21 protein-coding genes are annotated in these 25,198 nt (G+C 43.7%); 17 read left to right on the top strand and 4 right to left on the bottom strand.

All coding sequences use genetic code 11. The features are described from left to right. Window positions 1-51: 51 nt before the first annotated feature. From hmcA to K245_RS0100215, 13 genes are all read left to right on the top strand, one after another. Window positions 52-1,650, top strand: a complete 1,599-nt coding sequence (gene hmcA / locus K245_RS0100290; protein WP_051283716.1) for a sulfate respiration complex hexadecaheme cytochrome HmcA — start codon at window positions 52-54, stop codon at window positions 1,648-1,650. Window positions 1,651-1,685: 35 nt separating this feature from the next. Further along, window positions 1,686-2,741, top strand: a complete 1,056-nt coding sequence (hmcB, locus tag K245_RS0100285) for a sulfate respiration complex iron-sulfur protein HmcB (protein ID WP_198013780.1) — start codon at window positions 1,686-1,688, stop codon at window positions 2,739-2,741. Continuing rightward, window positions 2,741-3,916, top strand: a complete 1,176-nt coding sequence (gene hmcC / locus K245_RS0100280; protein WP_035276247.1) for a sulfate respiration complex protein HmcC — start codon at window positions 2,741-2,743, stop codon at window positions 3,914-3,916. Before hmcB ends, hmcC begins: the two co-directional genes overlap by 1 nt. Window positions 3,917-4,321: 405 nt before the next feature. Further along, a complete protein-coding gene (hmcD, locus tag K245_RS22375; RefSeq protein ID WP_035276246.1) occupies window positions 4,322-4,516 on the top strand; it encodes a sulfate respiration complex protein HmcD in 195 nt (64 codons plus the stop codon). 10 nt (window positions 4,517-4,526) lie between these two features. Beyond that, the gene (hmcE, locus tag K245_RS0100270; protein ID WP_027357700.1) at window positions 4,527-5,201 is read left to right on the top strand and encodes a sulfate respiration complex protein HmcE; all 675 of its coding nucleotides are present in this window, start codon (window positions 4,527-4,529) and stop codon (window positions 5,199-5,201) included. A 74-nt stretch (window positions 5,202-5,275) separates the two neighbouring features. Beyond that, window positions 5,276-6,652 carry a sulfate respiration complex iron-sulfur protein HmcF gene (gene hmcF / locus K245_RS0100265; protein ID WP_027357699.1) on the top strand — a complete coding sequence of 459 codons (1,377 nt, stop codon included), beginning with the start codon at window positions 5,276-5,278 and terminating at the stop codon, window positions 6,650-6,652. Window positions 6,653-7,071: 419 nt separating this feature from the next. Further along, window positions 7,072-7,683 carry a TetR/AcrR family transcriptional regulator gene (locus K245_RS26085; protein ID WP_198013778.1) on the top strand — a complete coding sequence of 204 codons (612 nt, stop codon included), beginning with the start codon at window positions 7,072-7,074 and terminating at the stop codon, window positions 7,681-7,683. A gap of 110 nt (window positions 7,684-7,793) precedes the next feature. Beyond that, window positions 7,794-8,939, top strand: a complete 1,146-nt coding sequence (locus K245_RS0100250) for a Na+/H+ antiporter NhaA (RefSeq protein ID WP_027357697.1) — start codon at window positions 7,794-7,796, stop codon at window positions 8,937-8,939. A 233-nt stretch (window positions 8,940-9,172) separates the two neighbouring features. Continuing rightward, window positions 9,173-12,076 (top strand): efflux RND transporter permease subunit, encoded by a 2,904-nt coding sequence (locus tag K245_RS0100240; RefSeq protein WP_027357696.1) that lies wholly within the window; start codon window positions 9,173-9,175, stop codon window positions 12,074-12,076. Between the two features lie 279 nt (window positions 12,077-12,355). Then, complete coding sequence (locus K245_RS0100230) at window positions 12,356-13,162, top strand: outer membrane lipoprotein-sorting protein (protein WP_084156066.1); 807 nt, start codon at window positions 12,356-12,358, stop codon at window positions 13,160-13,162. Further along, a complete protein-coding gene (locus tag K245_RS0100225; protein ID WP_027357693.1) occupies window positions 13,153-14,607 on the top strand; it encodes a DUF1302 family protein in 1,455 nt (484 codons plus the stop codon). Before K245_RS0100230 ends, K245_RS0100225 begins: the two co-directional genes overlap by 10 nt. 144 nt (window positions 14,608-14,751) lie before the next feature. After that, window positions 14,752-15,048, top strand: a complete 297-nt coding sequence (locus K245_RS0100220) for a S1 domain-containing protein (protein ID WP_027357692.1) — start codon at window positions 14,752-14,754, stop codon at window positions 15,046-15,048. A 165-nt stretch (window positions 15,049-15,213) separates the two neighbouring features. Beyond that, the gene (locus K245_RS0100215) at window positions 15,214-16,413 is read left to right on the top strand and encodes an OmpP1/FadL family transporter (RefSeq protein WP_156906657.1); all 1,200 of its coding nucleotides are present in this window, start codon (window positions 15,214-15,216) and stop codon (window positions 16,411-16,413) included. 166 nt (window positions 16,414-16,579) lie between these two features. On the opposite strand, the gene K245_RS0100210 is transcribed toward K245_RS0100215, so the two are convergent. Beyond that, window positions 16,580-17,287, bottom strand: coding sequence for a DUF2939 domain-containing protein (locus K245_RS0100210; protein ID WP_027357690.1), 708 nt, complete (start codon window positions 17,285-17,287; stop codon window positions 16,580-16,582). Between the two features lie 476 nt (window positions 17,288-17,763). Between K245_RS0100210 and K245_RS0100205 the strand changes: the two genes are divergently transcribed. The 3 genes from K245_RS0100205 (at window position 17,764) to K245_RS0100195 (ending at window position 22,422) form a co-directional block, all read left to right on the top strand. Then, window positions 17,764-19,083: an FAD-dependent oxidoreductase gene (locus K245_RS0100205; protein WP_027357689.1), complete on the top strand. Its 1,320-nt coding sequence runs from the start codon at window positions 17,764-17,766 to the stop codon at window positions 19,081-19,083. 340 nt (window positions 19,084-19,423) lie between these two features. Beyond that, window positions 19,424-20,650, top strand: a complete 1,227-nt coding sequence (locus tag K245_RS0100200; RefSeq protein ID WP_027357688.1) for an ISAzo13 family transposase — start codon at window positions 19,424-19,426, stop codon at window positions 20,648-20,650. 152 nt (window positions 20,651-20,802) lie between these two features. Next, window positions 20,803-22,422, top strand: a complete 1,620-nt coding sequence (locus K245_RS0100195; protein WP_027357687.1) for an NAD+ synthase — start codon at window positions 20,803-20,805, stop codon at window positions 22,420-22,422. A gap of 110 nt (window positions 22,423-22,532) precedes the next feature. Here the strand turns inward: K245_RS0100195 and K245_RS0100190 are convergent, their stop codons facing one another. Beyond that, window positions 22,533-22,745: a hypothetical protein gene (locus tag K245_RS0100190; RefSeq protein WP_027357686.1), complete on the bottom strand. Its 213-nt coding sequence runs from the start codon at window positions 22,743-22,745 to the stop codon at window positions 22,533-22,535. A 95-nt stretch (window positions 22,746-22,840) separates the two neighbouring features. Between K245_RS0100190 and K245_RS0100185 the strand changes: the two genes are divergently transcribed. Further along, window positions 22,841-23,284, top strand: a complete 444-nt coding sequence (locus K245_RS0100185; RefSeq protein ID WP_027357685.1) for a J domain-containing protein — start codon at window positions 22,841-22,843, stop codon at window positions 23,282-23,284. A 7-nt stretch (window positions 23,285-23,291) separates the two neighbouring features. Here the strand turns inward: K245_RS0100185 and K245_RS0100180 are convergent, their stop codons facing one another. Next, window positions 23,292-24,323 carry an HDOD domain-containing protein gene (locus tag K245_RS0100180; RefSeq protein WP_027357684.1) on the bottom strand — a complete coding sequence of 344 codons (1,032 nt, stop codon included), beginning with the start codon at window positions 24,321-24,323 and terminating at the stop codon, window positions 23,292-23,294. Window positions 24,324-24,500: 177 nt separating this feature from the next. Next, window positions 24,501-25,121, bottom strand: a complete 621-nt coding sequence (locus tag K245_RS0100175; protein WP_027357683.1) for a hypothetical protein — start codon at window positions 25,119-25,121, stop codon at window positions 24,501-24,503. Between the last annotated feature and the right edge of the window lie 77 nt (window positions 25,122-25,198).

Genomic DNA, 25,198 nt, shown 5'->3' with positions numbered 1-25,198 from the left:
CGGGGTAAATGTCACTTTGAATTGATTGGGGATATAGTTATGGAGAATGGAATGGTTATAACCAGACTGACCGTGGTGTTGACAGTGCTTGCGGTTGCCGTAATCCTTTATGGCAGCGTCCAGGCGTTTGATCAGCCATCTCAGGATTCCGGCCAGAAAAGGGCTGACATCATAAAAATAGATGGGATGAAATCTTTTGGCAATCTCGAAAGATCCGGGGTCGTATTTCTTCATGATCTTCATACCAGCGCATTGCAGAAAGTTGACAAAGACTGCACCGCCTGCCACTTATCTGACAACAGCAAGCTGTCCCTGAAATTTAAACGCCTGAAAGACACCTCTAAAAATGAAGTCATGAATATTTACCACGATAACTGTATTAGTTGTCATGTGGAAGTGGCAGGCAAAGGCGATAAATCAGGACCAACTACTTGCGGCGAGTGTCATGTAAAAACTTCCGCTTATGTTGCTTCTGGTCAACCTCCGACTTTTGACAAATCCCTCCATTATCGTCATTCAAAGAGTCAGGAAAACAAATGCGAGCTTTGTCACCATGAATACGACAATAGCACCAAAAAACTAATATATAAGGAAGGTCAAGAAGGCTCCTGCCGGTATTGCCATAAGGATGTAAACGAAGAAAACCGGATGTCCATGAAATCGGCATCCCATATTGCCTGCATAGATTGTCATCAGAAAACACTTAAAAATAAGATGGAAGCCGGCCCTGTTCAATGCGGCGGCTGTCATGATCCTGACAGCCCGAATACCATCAACCGGACTGACATTAAAAATATTGTCGATGTTCCACGGATGGAGCGCAAACAACCTGATTTCACGATGGTCAAAACGGATGTCAATGACAAGGAACAAAAGGGCGTCATGGATTCAGTGCCTTTCGATCATAAGGCCCACGAGGGATACAATGATTCTTGCATTGTTTGTCATCACAAGGATTTGACCTCCTGCTCAAGTTGTCATTCCATTGAAGGGAAAAAGGAAGGCGGGTTTATAAGTCTTGAACAGGTTATGCATAATCCTGATGCAAAAGAGAGCTGTGTCGGATGCCATGAATCTAAAAAGAAGGATAAAGATTGCGCAGGCTGCCATGAATTGATGGGTAAGCATTCTAATAATTCCTCCAACTGCGGCAAATGTCATATGGAGCAGGTGGGTAATATGAAGGAAGCAACTACGTCTCACAAGTCGAAAACTGACAAATCAGCCAGGCTTGCCGAGATGATGCTGAAGTCAAGGACTCCGATTACCGCCACATATAATGATGAAGATATTCCCGAGAAAATACTAATCAAGGATTTATCGAATAAATACGAACCCGTTGAATTCCCGCATCGGAAGATCGTTAAGGCGCTTGTTAACAATATTAATAACAATAAATTAGCCAGTTATTTCCATGCTGAAAAAGGCACGATCTGCCAGGGATGCCATCACAATACTCCTCCTGGCAAACAGCCGCCGAGATGCGTAAGCTGTCATGTAAAGCAGGCTCAGGATAAGGGTTCGTTTAAAATTGGCTTAATGGGGGCATATCACTTGCAATGCATGGGCTGTCATAAGGAAATGGGAATGGAAAAACCTGTTTCATGCACAGACTGTCACAAGGAAAAAGCGCATGAACCGAAAAAATAATGATACTAAAGGCTGAATCTTTTGAGGTATTAAAAATGTCCATTTCACGAAGAAAATTTCTTGGATTGATAGGCTCGGCTGGAGTTGGTACAGCCGTGAGCAACTCGGTGTTTGCTGCTTCTAATAAACATTTTACCGGTTATCCAGAAAGCTTTGCCGTATTACATGACTCGGTTCGGTGTGTCGGATGCAGGCAGTGTGAAGAGGCATGTAACAAGGTCAATGATCTCCCAGAGCCTGATCAGCCTTTTTCCGATGCCTCGGTATTGGATAAGAAACGGAGAACAACTGCAAAAGCCTATACAGTGGTAAACCGTCATGATCGTGCGAAGGACGGCATCGCGCCAGTATTCAATAAAACCCAGTGCAACCACTGTCTCGAACCTGCCTGTGCATCCGCATGTTTTGTAAAGGCATTCAAAAAAACAAAGACCGGAGCAGTGACATATGATGCAAGTGTATGCGTTGGATGCAGATACTGCATGATGGCCTGTCCTTTTGACATCCCAGCCTATGAATATGACAATGCACTTTCTCCCAAAGTGGTAAAATGCACCATGTGCCAGCCCAGAATCCTGGAGGGGAAGCTGCCGGGGTGTGTTGAGTCCTGCCCAAGGGAGGCTCTTGTTTTTGGGAAACGCGATGATCTGATTAAAATAGCCCGTAATCGTATAGCCAGATATCCGAAAAATTATGTGGATCATATCTATGGCGAGCATGAAATGGGCGGAACGAGCTGGATGTATCTGTCAGGAGTTGCTTTTCAAAAGATCGGTATGCGCGAGGATCTGGGAATAAAACCAGCTCCTGAACTTACTTCCGGCGCTTTGAGCGTGGTTCCGATGGTGGCGGCTCTCTGGCCTGTTCTGCTGACCGGGGTATATGCCATTACAAAGAGAAAAGAGAAAATTGAAAACGAAGAAAAAAATCAGGCAGTCAATTCAGCTATTAAAGCGACTAAGGCAGTCGCGGAATTAAAGATCGGTGAGGCTCTTGCAAAAGCTGAAAAAGAGCAAGAAGAAATCGTTGAAAAAGCTGTCAAAAGTGCGGTCGACAATGCCGTCAAAGCCAATACAGAGGAGGCTGCCTGATGGACGAAATTGCCATTATTGCACCAGAAAAGAGGTTGTTTACTCCATTTAATATTGTTTCCGGAATAATAGTTCTGATGGGGTTGATTATTACTGTAATCCGTTTCACAAAAGGACTCGGTGCCGTAACAAATCTTTCAGATTATAATCCCTGGGGAATATGGATCGGTTTTGACCTGCTGGTGGGGGTCGCGCTTGCCGCTGGCGGGTATGTCACTTCTGCGGCCGTATATATTTTCGGATTAAAAAGATTTCATTTTGCTGTCCGGCCTGCCGTGCTTACCGGATTTCTGGGGTATCTTTTCGTAGTTATAGCCCTGACCTATGACGTGGGAAGGCCGTGGCGGCTTCCATATCCGTTTATTATGCAAAGCGGAACAACGTCACTTCTGTTTGAAGTCGCAGCCTGTGTGTCTTTGTATCTGACAGTCCTGTTCCTTGAATTCTCTCCTGCTGCTCTGGAATGGCTCGGACTGAAAAAGGCCCGCAAACTGGCTGTAAATCTGACAATAGTGCTGACCATTTTCGGCGTGATCCTCTCCACCCTCCACCAGTCTTCGCTCGGAGCCCTTTTTTTGATAGCGCCGTCCAAGCTCCATCCGCTCTGGTATTCTCCATACCTGCCTGTATTTTTCTTTATTTCAAGCATTGTTGCCGGGCTTTCCATGGTGATATTTGAAAGCTCTCTTTCGAGCAGGTTTTTCATAGACAAGATGGACTCTGCCCATATAGCAGGAAAAGATCAGCTCATACTGGGATTTGGAAAGGCTGCCTCAGTTGTTCTTGCCGGATATTTTGCCATAAAGGTTATCGGCGTTTCTGCCGGAGACAACTGGCATCTTCTTGCAACGCCTTACGGCATATGGTTTCTGGTGGAGCTTTTAGGATTTGTCGCTCTTCCTTGCCTTTTGTATGCCATCGGAGTCAGGGACAGGAATCTTAAACTGATCAAATGGACATCTCTTCTGGCAGTTCTCGGAATTATTCTGAATCGTTTTAATGTATCCCTGGTTGCCTTTAATTGGCATCTTCCGTCAAATGAAAGATATTTCCCTCATTGGATGGAAATCGGGATCTCCTTGTTCATAGTTACACTTGGGATTCTTGTCTTCAGGTTTATAGTCACCAGAATGCCGATTTTTTATGAGCATCCTGACTACCCTGAAGAACATTAAAGCTGAACACAATATGATTTATATTATGCAGATTCGTAGGGTGCTCAAGCTCTAAGGCTTGCGCACCAGAAGCGTGTGCCTCCGGGGAGGCAATTTTGAGGCCCTAAACTAATTAAGTATTTGTCTCAGACCGTTTGGGTTATCTTTAAGTGGCTGAAGCGAGTGCCTCCGGCGGGTCGCTTTTTGAAAAAAGCTCCGCAAAAACTTTTAGGTATTATGGCATGGCAGGGTAAATTGTAGAGCCATCTGAGCCGAAAAAGTTAAACCATGAAGTTTTGAGGGAGCAGACTTTTTACAAAAAGTTCCCAAAAATCATGCGCCTATAAATTGAGCTGGATTCTTCTGCAAATAAGAAACCGTATATCTTTTTAGTTTTCAACATTTAGAGGGACATAGCCAAACAATATGATTTATACTTTGCAGGAATATATGGCGAGAACAGAAGGCATCACGTATCTGCTGATACCTTTATTTCTGGTTGGTTTTGTTCTTTTCTGGAGATTCTTGAACGGAAGGGAAGACGAAAAAACGGGCGATCACCATTTTCATCCAGATGCTCATTCGGACGAGCATCACGAACACTATAAAGGTCATTACTAAAGGAAAAAATATGTATCAATTTGTCACCGGCCCTCTTTTATGGCTTTCTTTTTCAGTTTTCCTTATAGGCGTGATTTTTCATATTGTGCAATATATCAAGGGACTTGACTGGAAACAGGACAGGGTCGCCTATACCCAGCATATCCCATTTGGTTTAAAAGGAGCTTTGCGCTCAGTTTTATTCTGGCTGTTCCCTTACGGCACACGAAGCTGGAGAAATAACCCTGTTTTTACCTGTTTTATATTTGTTTTTCATATAGGTCTGGTGATCACACCGATTTTTTTGCAGGCCCATAATCTTATTCTGAGGGAAAGGTGGGGATTCAGTCTGTTCACCATTTCAGATTTCTACGCAGATATTCTGACTCTTGCCGTGATTGTTTCGGCCGTTTTCCTTATTATCAGAAGAATTGCCCTTGAACATGTCAGATTCATAACCAGCGCATATGATTATCTTCTGATAGCAATTTCGGCAGCGCCTTTCATAACCGGAATGCTTGCCTATCATCAGGTTTCAAATTACAGGTTCTGGATAGTTGCCCATGTCCTTTCCGGGGAAATCATGCTGATTGCAATACCATTCACCAAACTGTCCCATTTTGTTCTGTTTTTTATGTCCAGGGCTCAGATAGGCATGGATTTCGGAATAAAGCGTGGGGGGATGAAGAAGAATCTGTCCTGGTAATTCAATTCGCCTTCAAAACGATACCTGCTTTGGCCGTGTCGTCAACTTAGATAAGTTCGGGGAAAATATAAATTATGCCTGAAGGAAAACTTTGCAATAAAAAGCCTGTGGAAACTCTTGGGGAACTTCAGGCCTTGCTGGCCGACAAGAGCGGGAAACAATATTACGAGGAGATGAAAAACCTCGATGTTGATCATGAAGCATTATGGGAAACAATCCGGAAAACATGCAGATCCAGGATGAAAACCTGGCTGAAAATATGCTCTCACTGCGGGCTTTGCGCAGAATCATGTTTTTTGTACCTTGCCAACAACAGAGATCCCAAACAGGTTCCTTCTTACAAGATTCAATCCACACTAGGCGAAATCATCAGACGGAAAGGGAAAGTGGATAACGACTTCATGCGTATGGTGATGGATACCGCATGGTCAAAATGCACCAACTGCAACCGTTGCGCCATGTATTGCCCGTTTGGCATAGACACAGGGGTCATGAACGGATATTTGAGGGGGCTATGCTTTTCCCAGGGTTTTGTGCCTTGGGAAATGAAGATCGGCGCTGGCATGCACAGGATATATCAGGCGCAGATGGATGTCACGTCCGAGGACTGGGTGGACAGCTGTCAGTGGATGGTTGAGGAAAACGAGGAAGAATGGCCAGGACTGGAAATCCCTATCGACAAGGAAGGCACGGACATCATGTACACGGTCAATGCCAGGGAGCCAAAGCATTATCCAGAAGATATCGCCGAGGCCGCCATTTTGTTTCACATCGCAGGTGAAAACTGGACAGTGCCGAGCGTAGGATGGGAGGAAACCAGTCTCGCCATGTTCGCGGGCGACTGGGCCGCCTGCAAGCTTCAGGTTGATACTATCTATGCCGCCATGAAACGCCTTAGTCCCAAAAAAATGGTCGTAACCGAATGCGGTCATGCCTACCGCGCCACGGTAATTGAAGGGCCATATTGGGCCGGATACGAAACAGGGGAACCCCCAGTGGAGTCTTTCCACTATGTGGAATGGGTGGCGGACGCTCTCGAGTCCGGCAAACTGAAGCTCGATCCGTCCAAAAAAATCAAGGAGCCTGTAACATATCAGGATTCATGTAATTATATCCGAAACGGGGGGCTTTCTGACCACGCAAGAATCATCATGAGCCATATCGCAGAGGATTTCAGGGAAATGAAGCCGTGCAGGGAACATAATTTCTGCTGCGGCGGAGGCGGTGGATTCAACGGCATAGGTAAATATAGAAAGGAACGAAATATAGCGTTGACCGTAAAACGTGATCAGATCCTTGCAACTGGTGCAAAATTTGTGATCGCCCCCTGCCATAACTGCTGGGATGCCATCCGTGATATGGAGGAAATCTATAAAATCGGGATAAGATGGAGCTTTCTGAAACCCCTTCTTCTTAAAATGGTTATTGTGCCGGAACACCTTAAAGCCTAAGGCTATGTGTCCTTTATTACCTGGCTGTATTGGCCATAAATACCAGATGCGAAGGTCGGATTGGATGCCCTTTGTGTCCGTTCCGACATTGATCATGATGCCTCAGGGGAGGCAATGTAACCCTTATAAACCAAAGATAAACAGGAATCATAAGGACATTTAATGACACCTCTATTATGGCGAGTGCCTCCGGCGGGTCGCTTTTTGGAAAAAGCTCCGCAAAAACTTTATGGATTCGTAGTAAAAAAATATTTTTTGGCAACTCGCGGGTCGTTTCAGAAACAAAGCTGGGCGTGATCTCGAAACATTCAAACTATGGCGATGTGAAGTATGCTTTTTAGCTTATGCCCTGAATTGCATTCCCATTATAAAAAATATAGTTCTTGACAGCATGACTCTTATAATTTTATATGACTGATATGTCAGTCAATACATCGGATAAATCAAACACCAGACAGGCGATATTCGATGCCGCCATAAAGGTTTTCAGGGAGAAAGGATTCCAGAAAACCAGGGTATCGGATATTGTTTCTGCTGCCGGAGTTGCCCAGGGTACTTTCTATCTGTATTTTCCTTCCAAGGACGAAATTGCACGCCAGATATGCAAAGGCTTCATGGTTAAATTCCAGGGACTTCTTGATGCTGATAGTGATCTTTTTGAGGCTTCTTCCAAGGAAGAACTTGAATCCAAAATTAAATCCATAATCAAGGGTGCACTTGAGGTCTTTGCAAGGGATTCGGAAGCTGCTGAAATTGTTTTAAGAGAGGGGATAGGACACGGAGGTCTTTTTAAGGAACTGTATGAGGATCTGATCGTTCAGTTCATCAGACTTCTTGCGACAAGATTAGAAAACAGCAGGGGCAGAGGAATGATCGAAGCATCTGATCCCGAAACAGCGGCTGTGTTTATTGTTGGACTAGTCGAGCGCAGCTTTTTCTTTTTCATGCTTGTTTTGAAAGAGCTTGATGTGGAAAAAATAGCCAGTGACATGACGGATTTTATTCTTAACGGACTTTCAATCAGAAAATAGAAGATCTTTTTTAAGGATGATTGATGACTGATTTGTCAGTTATTTTTTTGATAATGTATATGACTGATCTGTCAGTCATAAAATGAGCGCAAATTTTCAAAGGGAACAGAATGCAAAAGACCATCAATCTTTTAAGGGAGTTCTCAATCCCGCTGATTTCAGGTGTGGTAATAGGTCTGATCTGGGCCAATGTTTCGCCTGATACCTATCATCATATTAATGAAAGTAAATGGCTCTGGGGGCTTGATTTCCATTTTTTAGTAAATGACATTTTTATGGTGTTTTTCTTTGCCATGGCCGCAATTGAGATCACCAAAAGCTTTCTTCCCGGTGGCAATCTGAATCCGGTCAGAAAAGCAATAAATCCCATAATGTCGACGTTTGGTGGAGTTATCGGGCCTGCCATTGTTTATGTCACTCTAAATTATTTCATAGGATCATCGGATCTTGCAAATGGATGGGGGATTCCGACCGCAACAGATATTGCCCTTGCATGGCTGCTTGCCCGTTTCATATTCGGAGCAGGGCATCCAGCCGTATCTTTTCTTCTGCTTCTTGCAATCGCTGATGACGGCATAGGCCTTTTAATCATCGCAATATTCTATCCTGATCTGAATAACCCTGTCGCTCCTTTATGGCTTTTGTTGCTTCTGGCGGGAATTTGCATCGCCTATATGCTCAGAAGATTCAATATCAGAAGCTACTGGGCATATCTTATCTGTGGAGGGGTGCCAGCTTGGGCAGGTCTTTTCAAAGCCCATATGCATCCTGCTCTTGCCCTTGTTTTTATAGTTCCTTTCATGCCCTGGCCTGTGAAATCAACAGGGGAAATATTCGAAGAAGTCAAAGATGATCATTCAACAATGGCCAGCTTTGAGCATGACTGGAAAACAATCGTAGATTTCGGCCTCCTGTTTTTTGGAATTTCTAACGCAGGTGTTGAGTTTGCCAGAATTTCCACTGCGACCTGGCTTGTATTCTGCTCTCTTCTGATAGGAAAGACGTTCGGAATATTTATTCTTGGCAGAATTGGAATGGCCATGGGGTTTCCATTGCCGGACAGAATGGATTCAAGATCGCTTTTTGTAGCTGCCAACGTTGCTGCATTAGGACTTACTGTGGCTCTATTTGTCGCTGGTCAGGCTTTTACCGGGGATGTCCAGGGAGCTGCAAAAATGGGAGCCCTTTTCAGCGCGGGAATATCGATGTGCGCTATAACTCTCTCAAGGGTTCTGAAGATAGAGAAGATAGAATAGGAATAGATCCACAAACTTAATCCGGTTCTATGCAGGCTATGCATTTGAATCGGTTTTTTTGAAGCAGTACATGACTGATGAGTCAGTCATATAATCATAACCCTTTTGAATGGATAATGAGAATGAAAGAAAAACAACTTTCCAGCCTGATTGTGCCTTTGGCCAGGAGATTCTAGCTTCTTGTTACTGCTTTTGCTGTCCTGACAGGAATTCTGATCTACGGAACAGGACGCTTGAGGATTGAAAACGACATAATGTTCATGCTGCCTGATGAAAACGATGCAAAGACGTTTTTTCTTGATGCCCAGGAAAAATTCGGATCATCAACCGGAGTTGTTATTGCCATTGAGACTGAAAAAGGCATTTACGATAAAGATCTGCTGCAAAGAATAAAAACTGCCGGGGATCTGATTTTAAGAGCCAATCAGCAGATTCCGGCAAACAGCATAAAAGAACTTGTTCCATTAGGAGACACCCAGGCTCTTGTCCTCACATCATATCTCCGGAACCGGTCAAAGGAAGAGGGGAAAGCTTTCAAGTTAGATACGCCAAGTCTGTCTGACAGAGGTTCTCTCGCCGAGGCCCTTTCCGAGTCTTTGCCGTCATATCTTTCTTCTGGAGATACAGAGCTTCTTGTTTCAGAAACTGCGGAAGCCGTATCTTCTGCCATAAAAAAAGATCCTGGGATCGCAGGAAAACTTGCAGCAGCCGTTACAGCACCAACAGACAAACGCGGGTTTAACAGAGGCGTGTGGGTTGATCAAATATCGTCATTAATGGAGACAGATACTGTCTGGCCGGAGTTTGACGGATTTGAAAGTATTGATGCCTTTTTTAAAGGAAAAGGATTTGAAGATGTTTCCTCATCACGAATCTTTTCCAGCCTTCTTCTTGAAAGAGGGATTGCAGACCCTGCGTCGATTTCAAGATTCATTTTCTCACAAAGAAATGAAATTGTGGCTGCTGGATCAACAAACGGTTTTTATACAAATCTTGCAAACGCCATATCTTTGGATTCAGGCGAAAGTTTTGCACGGGAACTTTCGGAAACAATTCAAAAGGCTCCAAAACAGATACGGACGGGAAGGCTTTTTCAGTCAGATGAAAATGCTCTGGCGAGCCTCAAACAAAGGCTTAATTCCTGGTCAATTTTTAAGGGAACGCTTTTCTCGGAAGACGAAAAAAGCACCCTTGTTCTTGTAAAGACTGCGCCAAATCTCGACAAGGCAAACAAGGCTCTTCTGCTTGACGAAATAAGAAGAATTCTTGGTTCTGTATTCAAGGATTCAGGTTTTAAGTATCATATCGCAGGCGAGCCTGTTGTGGATGATGAAATCGGAGAGCTTATGGTCAAAGATATCAGGAGCCTCTTTCCCGTCGTGACTCTTATAGTGATGGCCTCTCTTTTCATCATGTTCAGAAATCTGCCCGGAGTGTTTTATCCGCTTCTTACGGTCATGATTTCTCTCATATGGTGCGCAGGCTCGATGGGATACGCGGACGCGCCTGTTTCAGTTGTCGCTTCTGCGCTGCCAGTGCTGCTTGTTGCCGTAGGCACAGCTTACGCCATTCATCTTACCCATTCTTTTCAGCATTATGATGAAACAGGCTGCAGCCAGATTCAGAAGGCCGAACGCATCCTTGATCTTTCAGGAAAAGGCGTCATGATGGCGGGGCTTACCACCGTCGCAGGCTTTGCATCTCTTGCCACAAACAAGATAGTTCCTTTAAGGGATTTCGGAATATTCATGGCCCTGGGAGTTGTCTTCGCCTTGATGATCACGATGTATCTTGTTCCATCCATGATGATCAGATTCGGGGAAGGTAAAAAGTCCCAAAATATAAAGAATCTGGATAAAAAAGCTGATGTTCCACCAAAAGCTTACAGCCGGATCGTAAATGCTGTGTCATCATTCTGCTTTAATCGCCCCAAAACTGTCATTGCAGCTTATTCCATAATCCTTGCCATTTCGATAGCCGGGCTTTTCATGCTCAAGGTCGAGATGAACAATATCACCTTTTTCAAGAAAGACTCTCCGATCAGAATAGCTGATACTTTTGTGAACAGCACATTTGCTGGAACAGTTGGCTTTTCGGTTGTCATGACAGGTCAAAAGCCTGGTGATGCCATTGATCCACAAATTGTATCCGTGATCGGAGAATTGTCCGATCGATTGATTAAAGAAAATCCTGAAATCGGAAAGATCATAAGCATTGCGGATCTGATCAGGAAAATGAATCAGGCATTTTTTTATAATGATCCGGCTTATTACAGGCTCCCCGTAATAAATGATCTTTCTGGTGAAAAAAGCCATGCCGCGCTTCAGTCCCAGTACGAAGCATACATGGACAAGTATCAGAAAAAAGACACAAAAAGCCTGATTGACAATGAAAAAAAAGAGACGGTTGTTGCCGTCCAGATGAGGACTTCATCGAGCTCTGTCGTGGAAAGGGTTGCCGCAAACGTAGAGTCCATTCTTTCCGGCCCATTGGGAAAGCCCCTCAGGGACAAGGGTATGACCTTCAGATGCACAGGCACGGGCTCCATGTACCTTGAGGCAAACAGGCTGGTTGTGTCTGGCCAGCTCTGGTCAATCGTGGTTTCAGTAGTGCTTGTCTTTTTTGTGGTCGCATGGATCATGAGATCATTTATTTACGGGTTTTTCAGCCTTGTTCCCCTGACAGTAACCATAATGATCAATTTCGGGATCATGGGATTTTTCAATATTGCCCTTGATGTAGCAACATCCATAACAGCCTGCGTCGCCATAGGCATAGGTGTCGATTACGGAATTCACTATCTTGTCCATTATCGGGATTTCAGGAAACAGGGACTTGATCATGGAGCCGCTGTCCTTGCAACAGCTGCGGGTTCTGGTGAGGCCATAATTTTCAATGCAGTGGCGGTTGCAGCCGGATTTATAGTGCTTCTTGCATCTGCTTTTGTTCCCCTTGTCAATCTCGGAATCCTTATCTCTCTGACCATGATCAGCTCGGCTTTTGCTGCGATGACTCTGCTTCCTGCGTTTTTGAGCCTCGTGGAATCAAAGCTTCATTATACTGCCGAAAAGACGGTTGCGAAGGATTCGCAGGATGAAGAATTCATGTCAGGCGTTGAAGGGCAGGTGGCTGAATAGATGATCAAAGCCATCGTAAATATGCAGTTTGCTATCTTTGAACGACACCATTTGCAAAAGGTGTCTTTCAGGCTTTTACCCACAAATTTAGAGGTCTTGGAATCAATACGGTCAGGATTCCTTCCATATTTTCTGACCAAGCCCGGCAAAAAAAGAGAGAAGATAGAACAAAACAGCTCAAAAAAACCATAAGTTTTTTGCGGAGCTTTTTTTCAAAAAAGCGACCCAATGGAGTCTGATGGTTTCAATAAAAAAATATAACAGGGAGATAATAAAAAAATGCTTAGAAGGATAATTTTAGCGGAAGCGATGATTTGTATTTTGATGGCTGGTTGCGTATTTGCGGGAGAACCAGGGCAGTTTGACGCTGCAAAGGCAAAGGAAGACGGCAGGGCCATTGCTGAAAAAGTTGATGAAACAAACAGGCCAAAGCAGGATTTGTCCATAAATGCCGTTATGAATCTGATGTCCGGTGGTTCAAAGACCGACACACGTCAGCTCGTGATCCGCCAGAAAAATTACGGAGCAACAGACCGTTATGCATTGAGATTCATGGATTCCACAAAACGCGGCGTGACTTTCATGACAATAGAAAACCAGGGTGCTGATAATGACCAGTACCTTTATATCCCTTCCCTCGGCAGATCGAGAAAAATTGCCGTCAACGACAGGCAGAACGCATTCGAAGATACGGACTTCAGCAATGAAGACCTCGGAGGCAGGAAGATTGACGACTATAATTACGAGCGCAAGGCAGACGTCGCATTTTCCGGAACAGACTGTTACAAGGTTGAGGCTGTTTCAAAGGATGCCTCTGCCAAATATCCCAAGCAGATAAGCTGGATAGACAAGAATTCGTTTGTTCCGCTTCAGGTGAAATTTTTCGGGAAAGAAGGGACTCTTGAAAGGGTTCTTGTGGCCGGAGACATCAAGAATGTTAAGGGAATCAATGTTCCATTCAAAACAGCGGCAAAGGATCTTAGGGCTAATCATTCCACATTGATAGAAGTTTCAGACGTAAAGGTTGATTCAGGAATAAATTCTGCGGATTTTGACAAGGAAAAGATGGGGGAAACATGGAAGTAGATGGTAGAAAAAATTCGGTTAAGATGGTTTTGCTTTTTATAATGTTGTTTGTTTTGCTCCCATGCGCAGTTTATGCAGCTGAACCTGGCGGTGATGAAGAAGATTTTGGCGCCTTGCTTGAAAAAACATCAAAGGCTGATGCAAAACCGGCAAAGACGGTCAACATTGAATCAGGCGGCAGCGGCAAGTTTGAGGGAGAACTGAGACCTTCTGTCTGGTATGAACTAAAGGAACCCCATGATTTCAAAACAACCGACAGGCTCGATCTTCTTGCTGAAAAAAATATCGCGAATTTTAAGTTCCTTGGAAGATTCAGGAGTGATTATCAGAATCTTGAGCAGGATGAAGAAGTTTCTGCTGATTTAAGGGAGCTATATGGCCAGCTTAATATGGATATAAATGGAACTGATTCCATGTCCTTTTCAATTGGCAGAAAAATAGTAAACTGGGGTAAAGGCGATGAAATACGGCCGATTGACCGCGTATCCCCGGAAGATCTGACAACATTCCTCTATTACGACAAAAATGATCGGAAGACCGGACTTCCGGGTTTGTTCCTCGAAGGCGCCTTTAATGGCGGAGTAAGGATCGAAACATTCTGGTCTCCGGTTTTCAATCCTTCAAAAATGCCGGAAAAGGGCGGGTACTTTGAGCCTCCGCGCCTTGCCTCATTTTCTGCCGCAGGTGGCAGAATTGTAGATGAGGACGAGGAATGGACATGGAAAAATGATGCATCAATGGGAATGAAATTCGCATTTCCAGTATCTACCGCAGATGTTTCGCTTTATGCCTGGCGCGGGCATGATCCGGCCCCTGGTTTCAGGGTTTCGAAGTTTACCACCATGATGCCCATTGCCCAGCCTCCTTATTATATGGAAATCCCGCCAACTCCCATCGAACTTTCATATAATCATCCGACTGCGGTGGTGTTTGGCGCTGATTTCGAGAAGGTTGCAGGCGATTTTGTTCTGCGCGGAGAGGCTGCATACCAAAGCGAGGGCGCATTCATTCCTGTAAAATATGCTTTAGACCCTATGCTTCTTGCCCGGTTTCCTGAAGGTTTAGAGGAAATGAACAAGGGCCAGATTCTTTTTGGAATAGATAAAAACGATCTTCTGTTCAGGAATCTTTTCATGAACATTCAGTATGTGGCAGAATTCATCCCGGAGCATAAGGACTATCTCGATGCCGAAGAACTCAGCCAGGGCCTTACCTTTACATTGAAATATTCGGCATTTGATTCAAAAATTAATGCCATGTGGAGAATAATGGCTTATCTCGGAACCCACGACAGACAGAATCAGCTTGAGCTTTCCTATAAGCCTTCAAGCTGGTCCCAGCTTACAGTAGGCGCATTTTTTTATGACGGAGGAACGCTCAACGATCTTTTTGGCCAGTTCAATCAGAAGGATTTTACATTCATGAGGGCGAGTTTTATTTTTTAGGGGAACTTGGGTGTGTAATCTACCAGCCTTAAGCGACGGCTGATGTAAAAAATTTCAAATTATTCTCTTTTCATACAGGGGACTCAAATCTGATAGCCTGAGTTTCCTAAATCTGCCCTATTCTTTTGTCTGCGAGGCCATATTATGCCAAACGGCCATATCACATGGTTTAACAAGAGGCGCCCTCTTTTCGGTTATATTGAGGCTGAATGCGGTAAAGAAATCTATTTTGACGCTACATCAGTCAGCAGCGACTGTATCAGAGCTGATTTTTGCGTGGGCGCGGAGGTCAGCTTCGAGACAGAAAATCTTGATTCAGGCGATATAGCGTGCAATATTAGATTTCTGAAAAAATATTCTAAAGGGCGCCCTAAAGTGAACTATACGATAGAATCTCTGCTTACTTCTGGTGACAGAATAAATTCTGGCAATCCTCAATAATGTTTGTTTGTCTATGGAAAACAGAGGCTAACCTGATAGTTGTTGGCTAATTTAGTTAAGCACTATTCTGATTGTGCAAGCATTGCCGGAAATGGCCAGATTGAAAGTCATTGGCGCATCGTTTTGAAGCCTTTTTTAAGAATTGCTCTGGCTCCTGGAGGACTGATGAAGTTTTTGGGTTTTGTCGCTGGTTTTACTCTTTTTGTATCTTTAATAGCAAGTGAGTCATTCGCCTTAGGCCCTGGTTTTGCAGGCGTTACCGCAAACGCAGATACTGCTGAAACGGTGGTAACCAATCCTGCCGGAATGACGAGATTCAAGAAGGCAAGCGGATACGGAAGTCCCATGGTTGTATATATGAAGAGCGAGACTAAAATTACTGAAACCGAAACAGGGCGCAAACAGTCATTGAGTGATGAGTCCGTGATTCCGGCTCCTGGTTTTTCATATATTCAGCCTATTGATAAGAAATGGGCCATAGGCGTTGGGCCGAACGCGGTCGCAGGGCTTGGAGCATCATACGACAACGACTGGCTTGGCCGTTATTTCCTTAAAGAATGGTCTCTTAATTTTGCAGGAATTGCACCTTCGGCCGCATATAGAGTGAACGACAAGCTTTCCGTAGGAGCCTCAATCCCGCTTATGTATTCCATGTACTCGCTGGAAAAAGCCATTTTCAATGGCGCAGACACCAGTGACGGTTCATTTGAGCTTGAAGCAGACGGATGGGGCGCTGGAGTTAATCTTGGAATACTATACGAACCGACAAAAATGACTCGCTTAGGCCTTGTATACAGATCAAAGGTTTCGGTCAGCATGGACGGAAGCCCGGATCTGTCAGGCATAACCGAAGAAAGGAGACATCTCCTTAATCAGGATGTTTCCTTTGATACAGGCACTCCACAGGTTCTTGCCGGGGGCATCTATCATGAATTTCAGAACGACTGGTCATTCTCTCTTGATGTCGCCTGGGTTGATTTTTCTGATTTCGGATTTGAAGAGGTAGAGATCGGGGATTCCAGTATAGCGACAAGACCTGCGGATTATAATGATCTGTGGGCAGCAACTCTTGGGGTCAACTACAGACTTTCATCCCAGATAACACTCCAGAGCGGAGCATTTTATGTTTCTGCTCCAATGGATGAAGAAGACCATACCGTATTCATGCGCTTAGACCAGATATGGGGAGCAGGCATGGGATTTGATTACAGATACGGCAAGGGGAAAAGTCTGTCCTTTGATTTAACCTATGTGCAGTTTGGCGATGGCAGATTCAATGTTCAGGATGTTCCTTTGGCAGGTAGCATAGAGGGGGCATACACGACAAATTACGCTCTTGTATTTGGAATTGGAACCAAATGGTGATCATGATTTATGAAATGGTGAGGATGGTGAAAGACGTTTGAAGTTTTGTAATCATTATGCATGGAAGGACTACTTTTTAAATGAGTTTGCTGCTTGCTGCGCAAAGGGTCTGAAAATCTGGCAGCAAATATTTGGCTGCCAGATTAGTTAATTATGACCAGTATTATTATTCGGCGCCCAGAATTATTTCACCGACTTTCCACGAAAAAATTCCGTATCTTTTCATGACTATCCTCGTTTCATTATCTTTTTCGGTTGAAATTACCATGGAAAATTCATTCAGAGAATCGTAGTTGCTTCTGGCCTCCATCAATATTCCTGACAAGGCCTTTTGTTCGCCACCGCCAACTTCGGCAAGAGTCGGATCTACTTTTTTGTTTTTGAACTGTTTGTAACCTGTCATCATCTTGAAAATGCCTTCAGGGGTGACAGCTTCATCAAGCATCGGCTCTGTCAGTTTTGATACATAGGCTTCAGCCAGGGATGCAGTCGGATCCCCTGCCTTTGTTTTACTTTGCAGTATTTTGTCGTCGAACTGCTTTTTAAGGCTTTCGCGGAGTGAATCATAGTCAATGTAATTAGCCATTTCAGCTGTATCCTGTTGTTCCACGGCTTTTTTAAGATTGTTTACGGTCAGAAACGGGCAGGCAACTATATATACGACGAGGCAGGTAATAAGAAATAGGATATTAAGTACTATCGCTTTTGTAGCGCTTGGTTTCTCTTCAACATAAATGTCCATTTTTTTTCTCTGGGGCGGCTGTTCCTCTCCTTCGTGATGTTTTGCCTCAAGAGCAATGTGTTTGCTGATTATTACCCCGCATTTGATGCAATCATCAGTTGGTGATTGTGCGCCGCAATTTGGACAAATCATAGAAGCCTCCCTGGTTTTTAAATTTGATATAAAGCCCTGAATTCCTATTTAAATTCGAAAAGATAAAACCTTAATGCAATTTTCTATAATTTTAAAAGTATTCTGACGAGTTTGTCAGTCTGTTTAATCTTTACTATCATACCGATAATTCAATGATTCTAATTTGAGAATAAGGAGATATTAATAAGTATTGGATCTGATGTTATATATATGATTTTATATGCCTTTTTGTCAATAATCGAGGATGTTGCTTTTGCATGGTTCAACACAAGTTTATTCCCCGTAAAATTTGAAAATTTTTGAGGAGAAAGGCTTGTAAAATCACTTTAAGCCATGTGCCTTTCAGTTATAGCCTGATTCTTAATTTTAAAGTTCTGTGAATGCTTGAAATTCCCGATAAAAAAATCTATTTATACCTTTTTAATAAAAGGCATCTGTTTTTTTAATTAAGGATTAATAATAAAAAGGGTCTTAAAATGGCAACAACCCGGTATGATGTTCTGATTATTGGCGGAGGTATCTCAGGAACCTCGCTTCTTTACGAGCTGGCAAGATATACGGACCTCAAGGCAATCGGTCTGGTTGAAAAGTACGACGATCTTTCCCAGGTCAATTCTGCGGCAACAAACAATTCACAGACCCTGCACTGCGGGGACATCGAGACTAATTACTCGCTCGAAAAGGCCATAAATGTGAATAAGGCCGCCCGCATGCTTATAAACTATGCCAAAGCCCAGAAAAATACAGCCGGGTTGATGACGAAATATTCAAAGATGGTTCTTGGAGTTGGGAAAAAGGAGTGCGATCTTATCAGGAAAAGGTTCGAGCTTTTCAGCCCCCACTTCCCGAATATGCGTTTGTGGGAAAAGGAAGATATCGCCAGGATCGAGCCTGCAGTCGTAGACGGCCGAAAAGAAGAGATTGTTGCAATAGGAGTTGAGGGTGAGTACACAGCCGTGGATTATTATACCATGGCCCATTCTTTTGTTCAGAATGCTAAGAAAGAGACCGGAAAGACAGTCGATGTCCGCCTGAATGAAGCAGTCATATCGATCCGTGAGAAGAATGGGGAATATGTCGTAAAGACCAGAAAAGGTGATCTTCAGGCACGATTCGTCGTTGTCTCTGCTGGCGGACATTCTCTGCTTTTTGCCCAGAGCATGGGATATGGCCATGAATTCAGCTGCCTTCCTGTCGGCGGCTCTTATTACTTCACGCCTCAGTATCTTAACGGAAAGGTATATACAGTACAGAACGACAAACTTCCTTTTGCCGCAATTCATGGCGATCCTGATGTCACGACTCCAGGCCTTACCCGCATCGGGCCTACGGCCCTTATGCTTCCAATGCTTGAGCGCTACAATATCAGCACAGTTGTCGAGTTTTTCAAGGTTCTGAAACTGGACAAGTCTGTGTTCAAGGTGCTTATGGATCTTTACAGCGTGAGCGACATCAGAAATTATATTTTCAAGAATTTCCTGTTTGAGATTCCATTCGTTAACAGACGGCTTTTCCTTAAGGATGTAAGAAAAATAATGCCTTCGGTGAAGCTCAAGGATCTTCAGTTTGCAAAGGGTTTCGGTGGTCTGAGGCCACAGCTTATTGACAAGAAGAAAAAGGAACTTCTTTTGGGCGAAGCAAAGATAAACACTGGGAAGGGTATCACCTTTAACATGACTCCTTCACCAGGAGGTACTGTTTGCCTCGACAATGCTTACAAGGATCTGAAGATTATTGTGGATTTTCTTGGTTGCAGCTTTAATGAAGAGCTTTTCAGGAAAGAGCTTGTGAACTGAAAAGAGTCAGTCATTATAAAAGGCTATCTTCCTGTTAAATACTGAAATATTATTGTTTAAATAAGTGTCTAATATTTCAACTTAAATCTGCCGGCGGGCCGCTTTCTGAAAAAAGCTCCGCAAAAACTTTTAGATATTATGAAAGAGCGGAGATAAGAAAAAGTACCAATACGTATTGCTATCATAAACACATTAGGTTTTTGAGGGGGTTGGGGAACTTTTTTCAAAAAGTTCCCCAAAATCAAGAACGATAGAAAAGTCTATTATTTCGTTTTCCAACAACTAAGGCATTGTAAAATAATAACATAGCTATTTTAACAACATGTGTTAATATTGGATCATGACTAGTGAATTAAAAATCAGAGAACGTTTTCAGAATCTTGAATGGACGCTGGATGAGCGATTAAGGCGCTTGCATGCTGCTTCCGAAGCGAAAGCAATTGGCCATGGAGGAATAACGCTTGTAAGTAAAGCGACAGGAGTAGCTATAGGCTCGATAAAGCAAGGTCTGAAAGAGTTATGTCAGCGACTGGAAAACAAGAGTGGCGGGCGCCAGCGAATAAGACGAGAGGGTGCTGGTAGAAAAGCTACCGTAAAAGTGAACGCAGCTCTAACCGCAGCTTTGGAAAGCCTTGTGGAACCTGTAACTCGCGGTAATCCTGATTCATCCTTGCGCTGGACCTGCAAAAGTCTGAGACAGTTAGAGTCTGAATTGAAGAAGCAAGGACATATTGTCAGCCACACATCGATAGGCGATCTGCTTAAAAATCTGGGATACAGCCTGCAGGGCAATCGTAAGACACTGGAGGGAAGCAGCCATCCTGATCGCAACGCACAATTTGAGTATATAAATACGATTGCGGAAGAGGCGATTAGTAATGGCCAGCCGGTGATTTCAGTTGATACCAAGAAGAAAGAGCTGGTTTGGCAATATAAAAACGGCGGAAAGGAATGGCGACCTCAGGGAGATCCAGAAAAAGTTAACGTGTATGATTTTGTGGATAAAGAGTTGGGAAGAGCGAATCCATACGGTGTTTATGATCTGGCAAACAACACCGGATGGGTAAGTGTCGGCACGGATCACGATACGGCAAGCTTTGCCGTGGCAACTATTCGAAGATGGTGGTTTGCAATGGGGGCTCCACTCTATAATGATGCTAAAGAGCTTGTAATCATGGCGGATGGAGGCGGCAGCAATGGCTCCCGCGTACGACTTTGGAAGCTTGAATTGCAAAAATTATCTGATGAACTTGGCATTCTCATAAGGGTTAGTCATTTTCCTCCAGGAACAAGCAAGTGGAACAAGATTGAACATCGATTGTTTTCGCACATAAGCATGAATTGGCGAGGACAGCCATTGATTAGCCATGAAGTAATCGTCAACTTGATTGCTGCGACCACTACTCAAAAAGGATTAAAAGTAAGGGCAAGTATCGATTCTAAACTTTATCCCAAGGGCATCAAAGTTACTGATGAGGAATTTACGGCAATACGCATTCAACGTGATGATTTTCATGGTGAATGGAACTATTCCATTATCCCCTTCATCAAACAAACGGCCATGTAATTATTTTACGGGCCCTTAGTGGAACAGAGACTAAAATGGCCGCATGGATTTTTCCTGCGGCCTGATCAAAATCCGTTTCACCCCATCCTCTTTTATGCTATCCCTTTGCCTGATTAGAACAGCTTGAACAACCCAGCAGAGAGACATGATACATGAAAATAGCCATAGCCCAGATAAATCCTACAATCGGTGACTTTAAAGGTAACGCATTAAAGATAGTCGAGTTTTCTGAAAAAGCTCTGATAATGGGGTGCAACCTCGTTGTTTTTCCGGAAATGGCTCTTCTCGGATATCCTCCGAGGGATCTTCTGGAGCGCTCTGATTTTGTGGATGCCAATATTGAGGCCCTTGAAAAGCTTGTGTCCAGAATCAAGGGCATCGGAGTTGTTCTTGGTTTTGTTGACAGAAAGGAAAAGGATCTTTTCAACGCAGCAGTTCTTTTTGAAGACGGCAAAATTATCAAAAAAGCTTACAAACAGCTTCTTCCTAATTATGATGTCTTTGATGAAAAAAGATATTTTCATTCAGGCGGGCCGTATTCGGCATTTTTGTATAAAGGCGTAAGCATGGGCCTGACAATTTGTGAAGATATATGGAATGACAAGGATTATTTCCAGACTTCGATGTACTCCGTGAATCCTGTAAGCCAGCTTGCGGAAACCGGTGCGAGCCTGATGATAAATATTTCGGCTTCCCCTTACAATACAGGCAAAGAAGACTTGAGAAAGGAAATCCTGAAGAATATTGCAGGAACATATGGGATGAACATAGTCTATGCAAACCAGGTAGGCGGCAACGACAGTCTTCTTTTTGACGGCATGAGCATGGCTTTTGACGTTTCCGGCAGAATGCTGTCAAGGGCGTCTGATTTTGAGGAGGATATTGTTTGCGTTGATTTTGCGGCAGGCGAGGGTGAAATTCATTCTGTATCCGAAAATGAGTCTTCATCCGTTTTCAAGGCACTTTCATGCGGAGTGCGGGATTATGTACGCAAATGCGGATTTTCAAAAGCTGTAATCGGGCTTTCCGGCGGGATCGATTCCGCCATCGTAGCTGCGGTTGCGGCAGATGCACTTGGCCCTGAAAATGTTCTGACCGTATTCATGCCTTCCGAATATACTGATAAAGACAATTTTGAAGACACTGAAAAGCTTGCCGCAAATCTTGGGACAGAGCGAAGGATAATGCCCATTAAGCCGCTTTTTGAGGCCTTTTTGACAGCCCACGGAAATCTTGATCCAGAGAATCCGGGGATCACGGAGCAGAATCTCCAGGCAAGAATCAGGGGCGTCATTCTTATGGCAATTTCAAATAAGGAAAACCGCATTCTTCTGACAACAGGTAACAAGTCTGAAATGGCGACCGGCTACTGCACTCTGTATGGAGACATGAATGGAGGGCTTGCAGTAATCTCAGACGTATTCAAGACCAAGGTTTATGAAATATGCAATGACCTGAATAAGAATGGGGAGATTATACCGCAAAGAATAATTGACAAGGCTCCTTCAGCTGAGCTCAAACATGACCAGAAGGATCAGGATGATCTGCCTGAATATGATCTTCTTGACAAAATCCTGAAGCTTGCGGTGGAAGAGTTTAAAGGAATTGATGAAATTGTTGAAGCTGGTTATGACAGGAAGATTACCGAAGATGTGATGCGCAGGATAATGAATAACGAATACAAGCGCCAGCAGGCTCCTCCCGGCTTAAGAGTGACAACCAAGGCGTTTGGACTCGGACGCAGATTCCCCATAGCTCATAGGTTCAGATAAGGGTGCTTGATTATTCAGGAATGAAGCGAATTTTGGAATGCGAACTGATGAATTTAGATTTTTGATTATGGAGAAAATATCCATAATCAAAAATCATGTTTCAAAAATATTTACGGTTCGGTTGTATCAGCCTGAATATTCGCCATTGTGATAAGCCTGAGTCTAAGAGCACGGCGGAATAGTCTGACAATTTTTGAAGTGGGAAGATTATTTATAAGTCTCCAGGCTTCACGGAAATCTGACATTTCTTTCCGTGCTTCCAGTGCATCGTTTTCATCTTTTTTTCTGCTGGCATATGCTGCGAAGTCAATGGCGTGTCCCATAATTTATCTCCTTTCGTTCTTTCTGAATGGAGTCGGTTTCAGACTGTTAAAACTCTGAAAAGGCTCAGTATGAATTTATGAATCGGAATAACACCTTGAAAACTGTAGGAGCAAAAACAGTGCCGGGAATAATAAAAAGAATAATAAATATTGCCAGTTCAAAGGCTGGCGATTTGATTGACAGGTATGCCGATCAATCAGTTTATGGAGAAAAAGGGCCAGGAAAAAAATACCATGAGGACGAACATTATTCGTCAGAGGATGGACAAAATTTCAGTCATGATACTTCATATGAGAGAGGGCGTTCTGGTTTCGGAGGATATCCGCCGCAGGTTGTCGAAGATTTGAAAACCTTCGGACTCCAGCCTCCGTCAAGTTTTGACGAGGTTAAAAAGGCCAGAAACAGGGAAATAAGAAAATATCATTCAGATAGGTTCATGCATGATCCTGAAAAGCTGGAAACATCCAAGCAGATCATGCAGATACTTAATTCCGCATATGAAAGACTCGACGACTGGTTCAATAATCGGCGTTCCTGACAGTTATTTATGCAACCTTCAGAGTTTCAGATGCTTCCTGCACAAACGATGCTGAATCAGAGGCAATCCTCATCATATCACCAAGCTCGAGCCCTATGGCGTCTATGGCTTCATTTGAGACAGGGGCGTGCTCTTCATCCAGTCCCATCCCGCTTTTTACGGCAAGAATATTTGCAATTGAAAGAATTGTGGACAGGGTAGGGCTGTTTGTGTCTCTGTCAGGTGTATGATGATACAATATTGCATTGCTCAGGAGTTTCGGGAGGTTCCATGTTCTGCAAACTGCGTATCCTGCCTGGGCATGATCAATACCAAGCAGATCCCTTTCAACATTTAGCATTGATACTTTTTTTTCGCCCAGTTTCCGCGCGAATAGTTCTTTTTGTTCCTGGACAAAAGGATCCAGCACCAGTTTGCCTACATCGTGGATCAGTCCGGAGGTAAATGCCTCGCCCTCAAGGGCCGGATTTATAGCCTCTGCTATCTGCCTTGCGGCCGATGCCGTAAACAGGGAGTGCTTCCATAGGGTCATAGCGTCAAAGCCATAGCCTTTAAGCTTTGAACCCAGCATTTCCACACTTCCGACTATTTCGAACATATGGGCAATCTGGGTAAATCCCAGGATGTGCGCGGCATGCTTTAGTGAAGCTACCTTGCCCTGCATTCCATAATAGGCTGAGTTGGCGAATCTTAGAACCCTTGTTGCCATTGCAGGATCTGTTTCAATCAGGGTCGATATATCGGAGAGTGTAGCGTCTTCGTCTTTGAGGAGTTTTCTTGCCTTTAGGACAACGTTGGGAAGAGGTTTGATTTTTTTTACATGATCAATGATCTTTTCTACAAGTTTGTCTGGTTTTTCTTCCTTAGCCGCCTCTCCCAGTTTGAAATCGCTAGGAGCTTCAGTTGAGTCTGAAAAATTCAGGATGATCTCATGCCCGCACTTTCTGCAAGGGAAAATCACCTTGGGGCTTGGAGGCGAGAAGTTCTCGCTGAGTTTGTAAGGCTTCTGACATTTGGGGCAGTCGAATTTCATAAGCATTTTATTATACTCTCATAGATTATGGGCGCTTATAAAATGAGCGCCTCGTGGTTTTATGTCAGGCAGAATAGAGAAAACAGGTAACAGATTGCAAAAAACCAAATCAAAAACATAATCCGGAAAAACGGGCGCAGAAAAAATGCGCTCTTAACCCCTTAAAGGCCATTAAATAAGCCTTTAGAACTTCATAGCATAACCCACAAGAAACATATGATGCTCTTTCCCCCAGTCATAGCCGTTATCCTTTTCGAATTCCATGTCAGCAAAACGGTAGTCCAGGGTTACCATGGCATTTTTGATCACATGGAATTTCATGCCCATTCCGATTTCGAAATAAGTGTCGGTATCTTGAAAGCAGAGTGGTTTGGGGGCTGCAATAACTGAAAAACCTGTTGTTATTGGTATTGGGACAGGATTCATTTTACCAGGGATCTCATAGTCAGCTCCGAAAAGAAAACCTATTACCGCCAGATCACTGTCCTTATTAGGTCCGCCCTTTTTATTATCATAGGCAATTCCGTATAGTCCTTTGAATCCGAGAATATACTGGAGACCAGGCGTAAAATTACTGTTTTTGGCCGCAAACTTGGCATTCCAATATTTGAAGTCCTCCTCATTGTAAGTGCCTCCGAGACCTGTCACAATGGAGCCTATGCCTGTTGGGATTATAGCGTCAAAATTGCCTTCAACTGTCTCGTGGTTGACTCTGACACCTGCTTCAAAAGAAGGGTCAGCAGCAAAACATACTCCTGATGTTAATAAAAATGTCAGGCAAACCGAAAAAAAAAGCTTTTTCATTACTGTTTCTCCGAGCTGAAAAATTTCAAACTATATTGGTTTTTTAATGAGCCATTTGCCATAATTACTGATGTACC

The organism is Desulforegula conservatrix Mb1Pa (genome assembly GCF_000426225.1).
GTDB classification, from domain to species: Bacteria; Desulfobacterota; Desulfobacteria; order Desulfobacterales; family Desulforegulaceae; genus Desulforegula; species Desulforegula conservatrix.
Note: the sequence above shows the minus strand (reverse complement) of the source record. Positions and strands in the feature narration are given on the sequence as shown.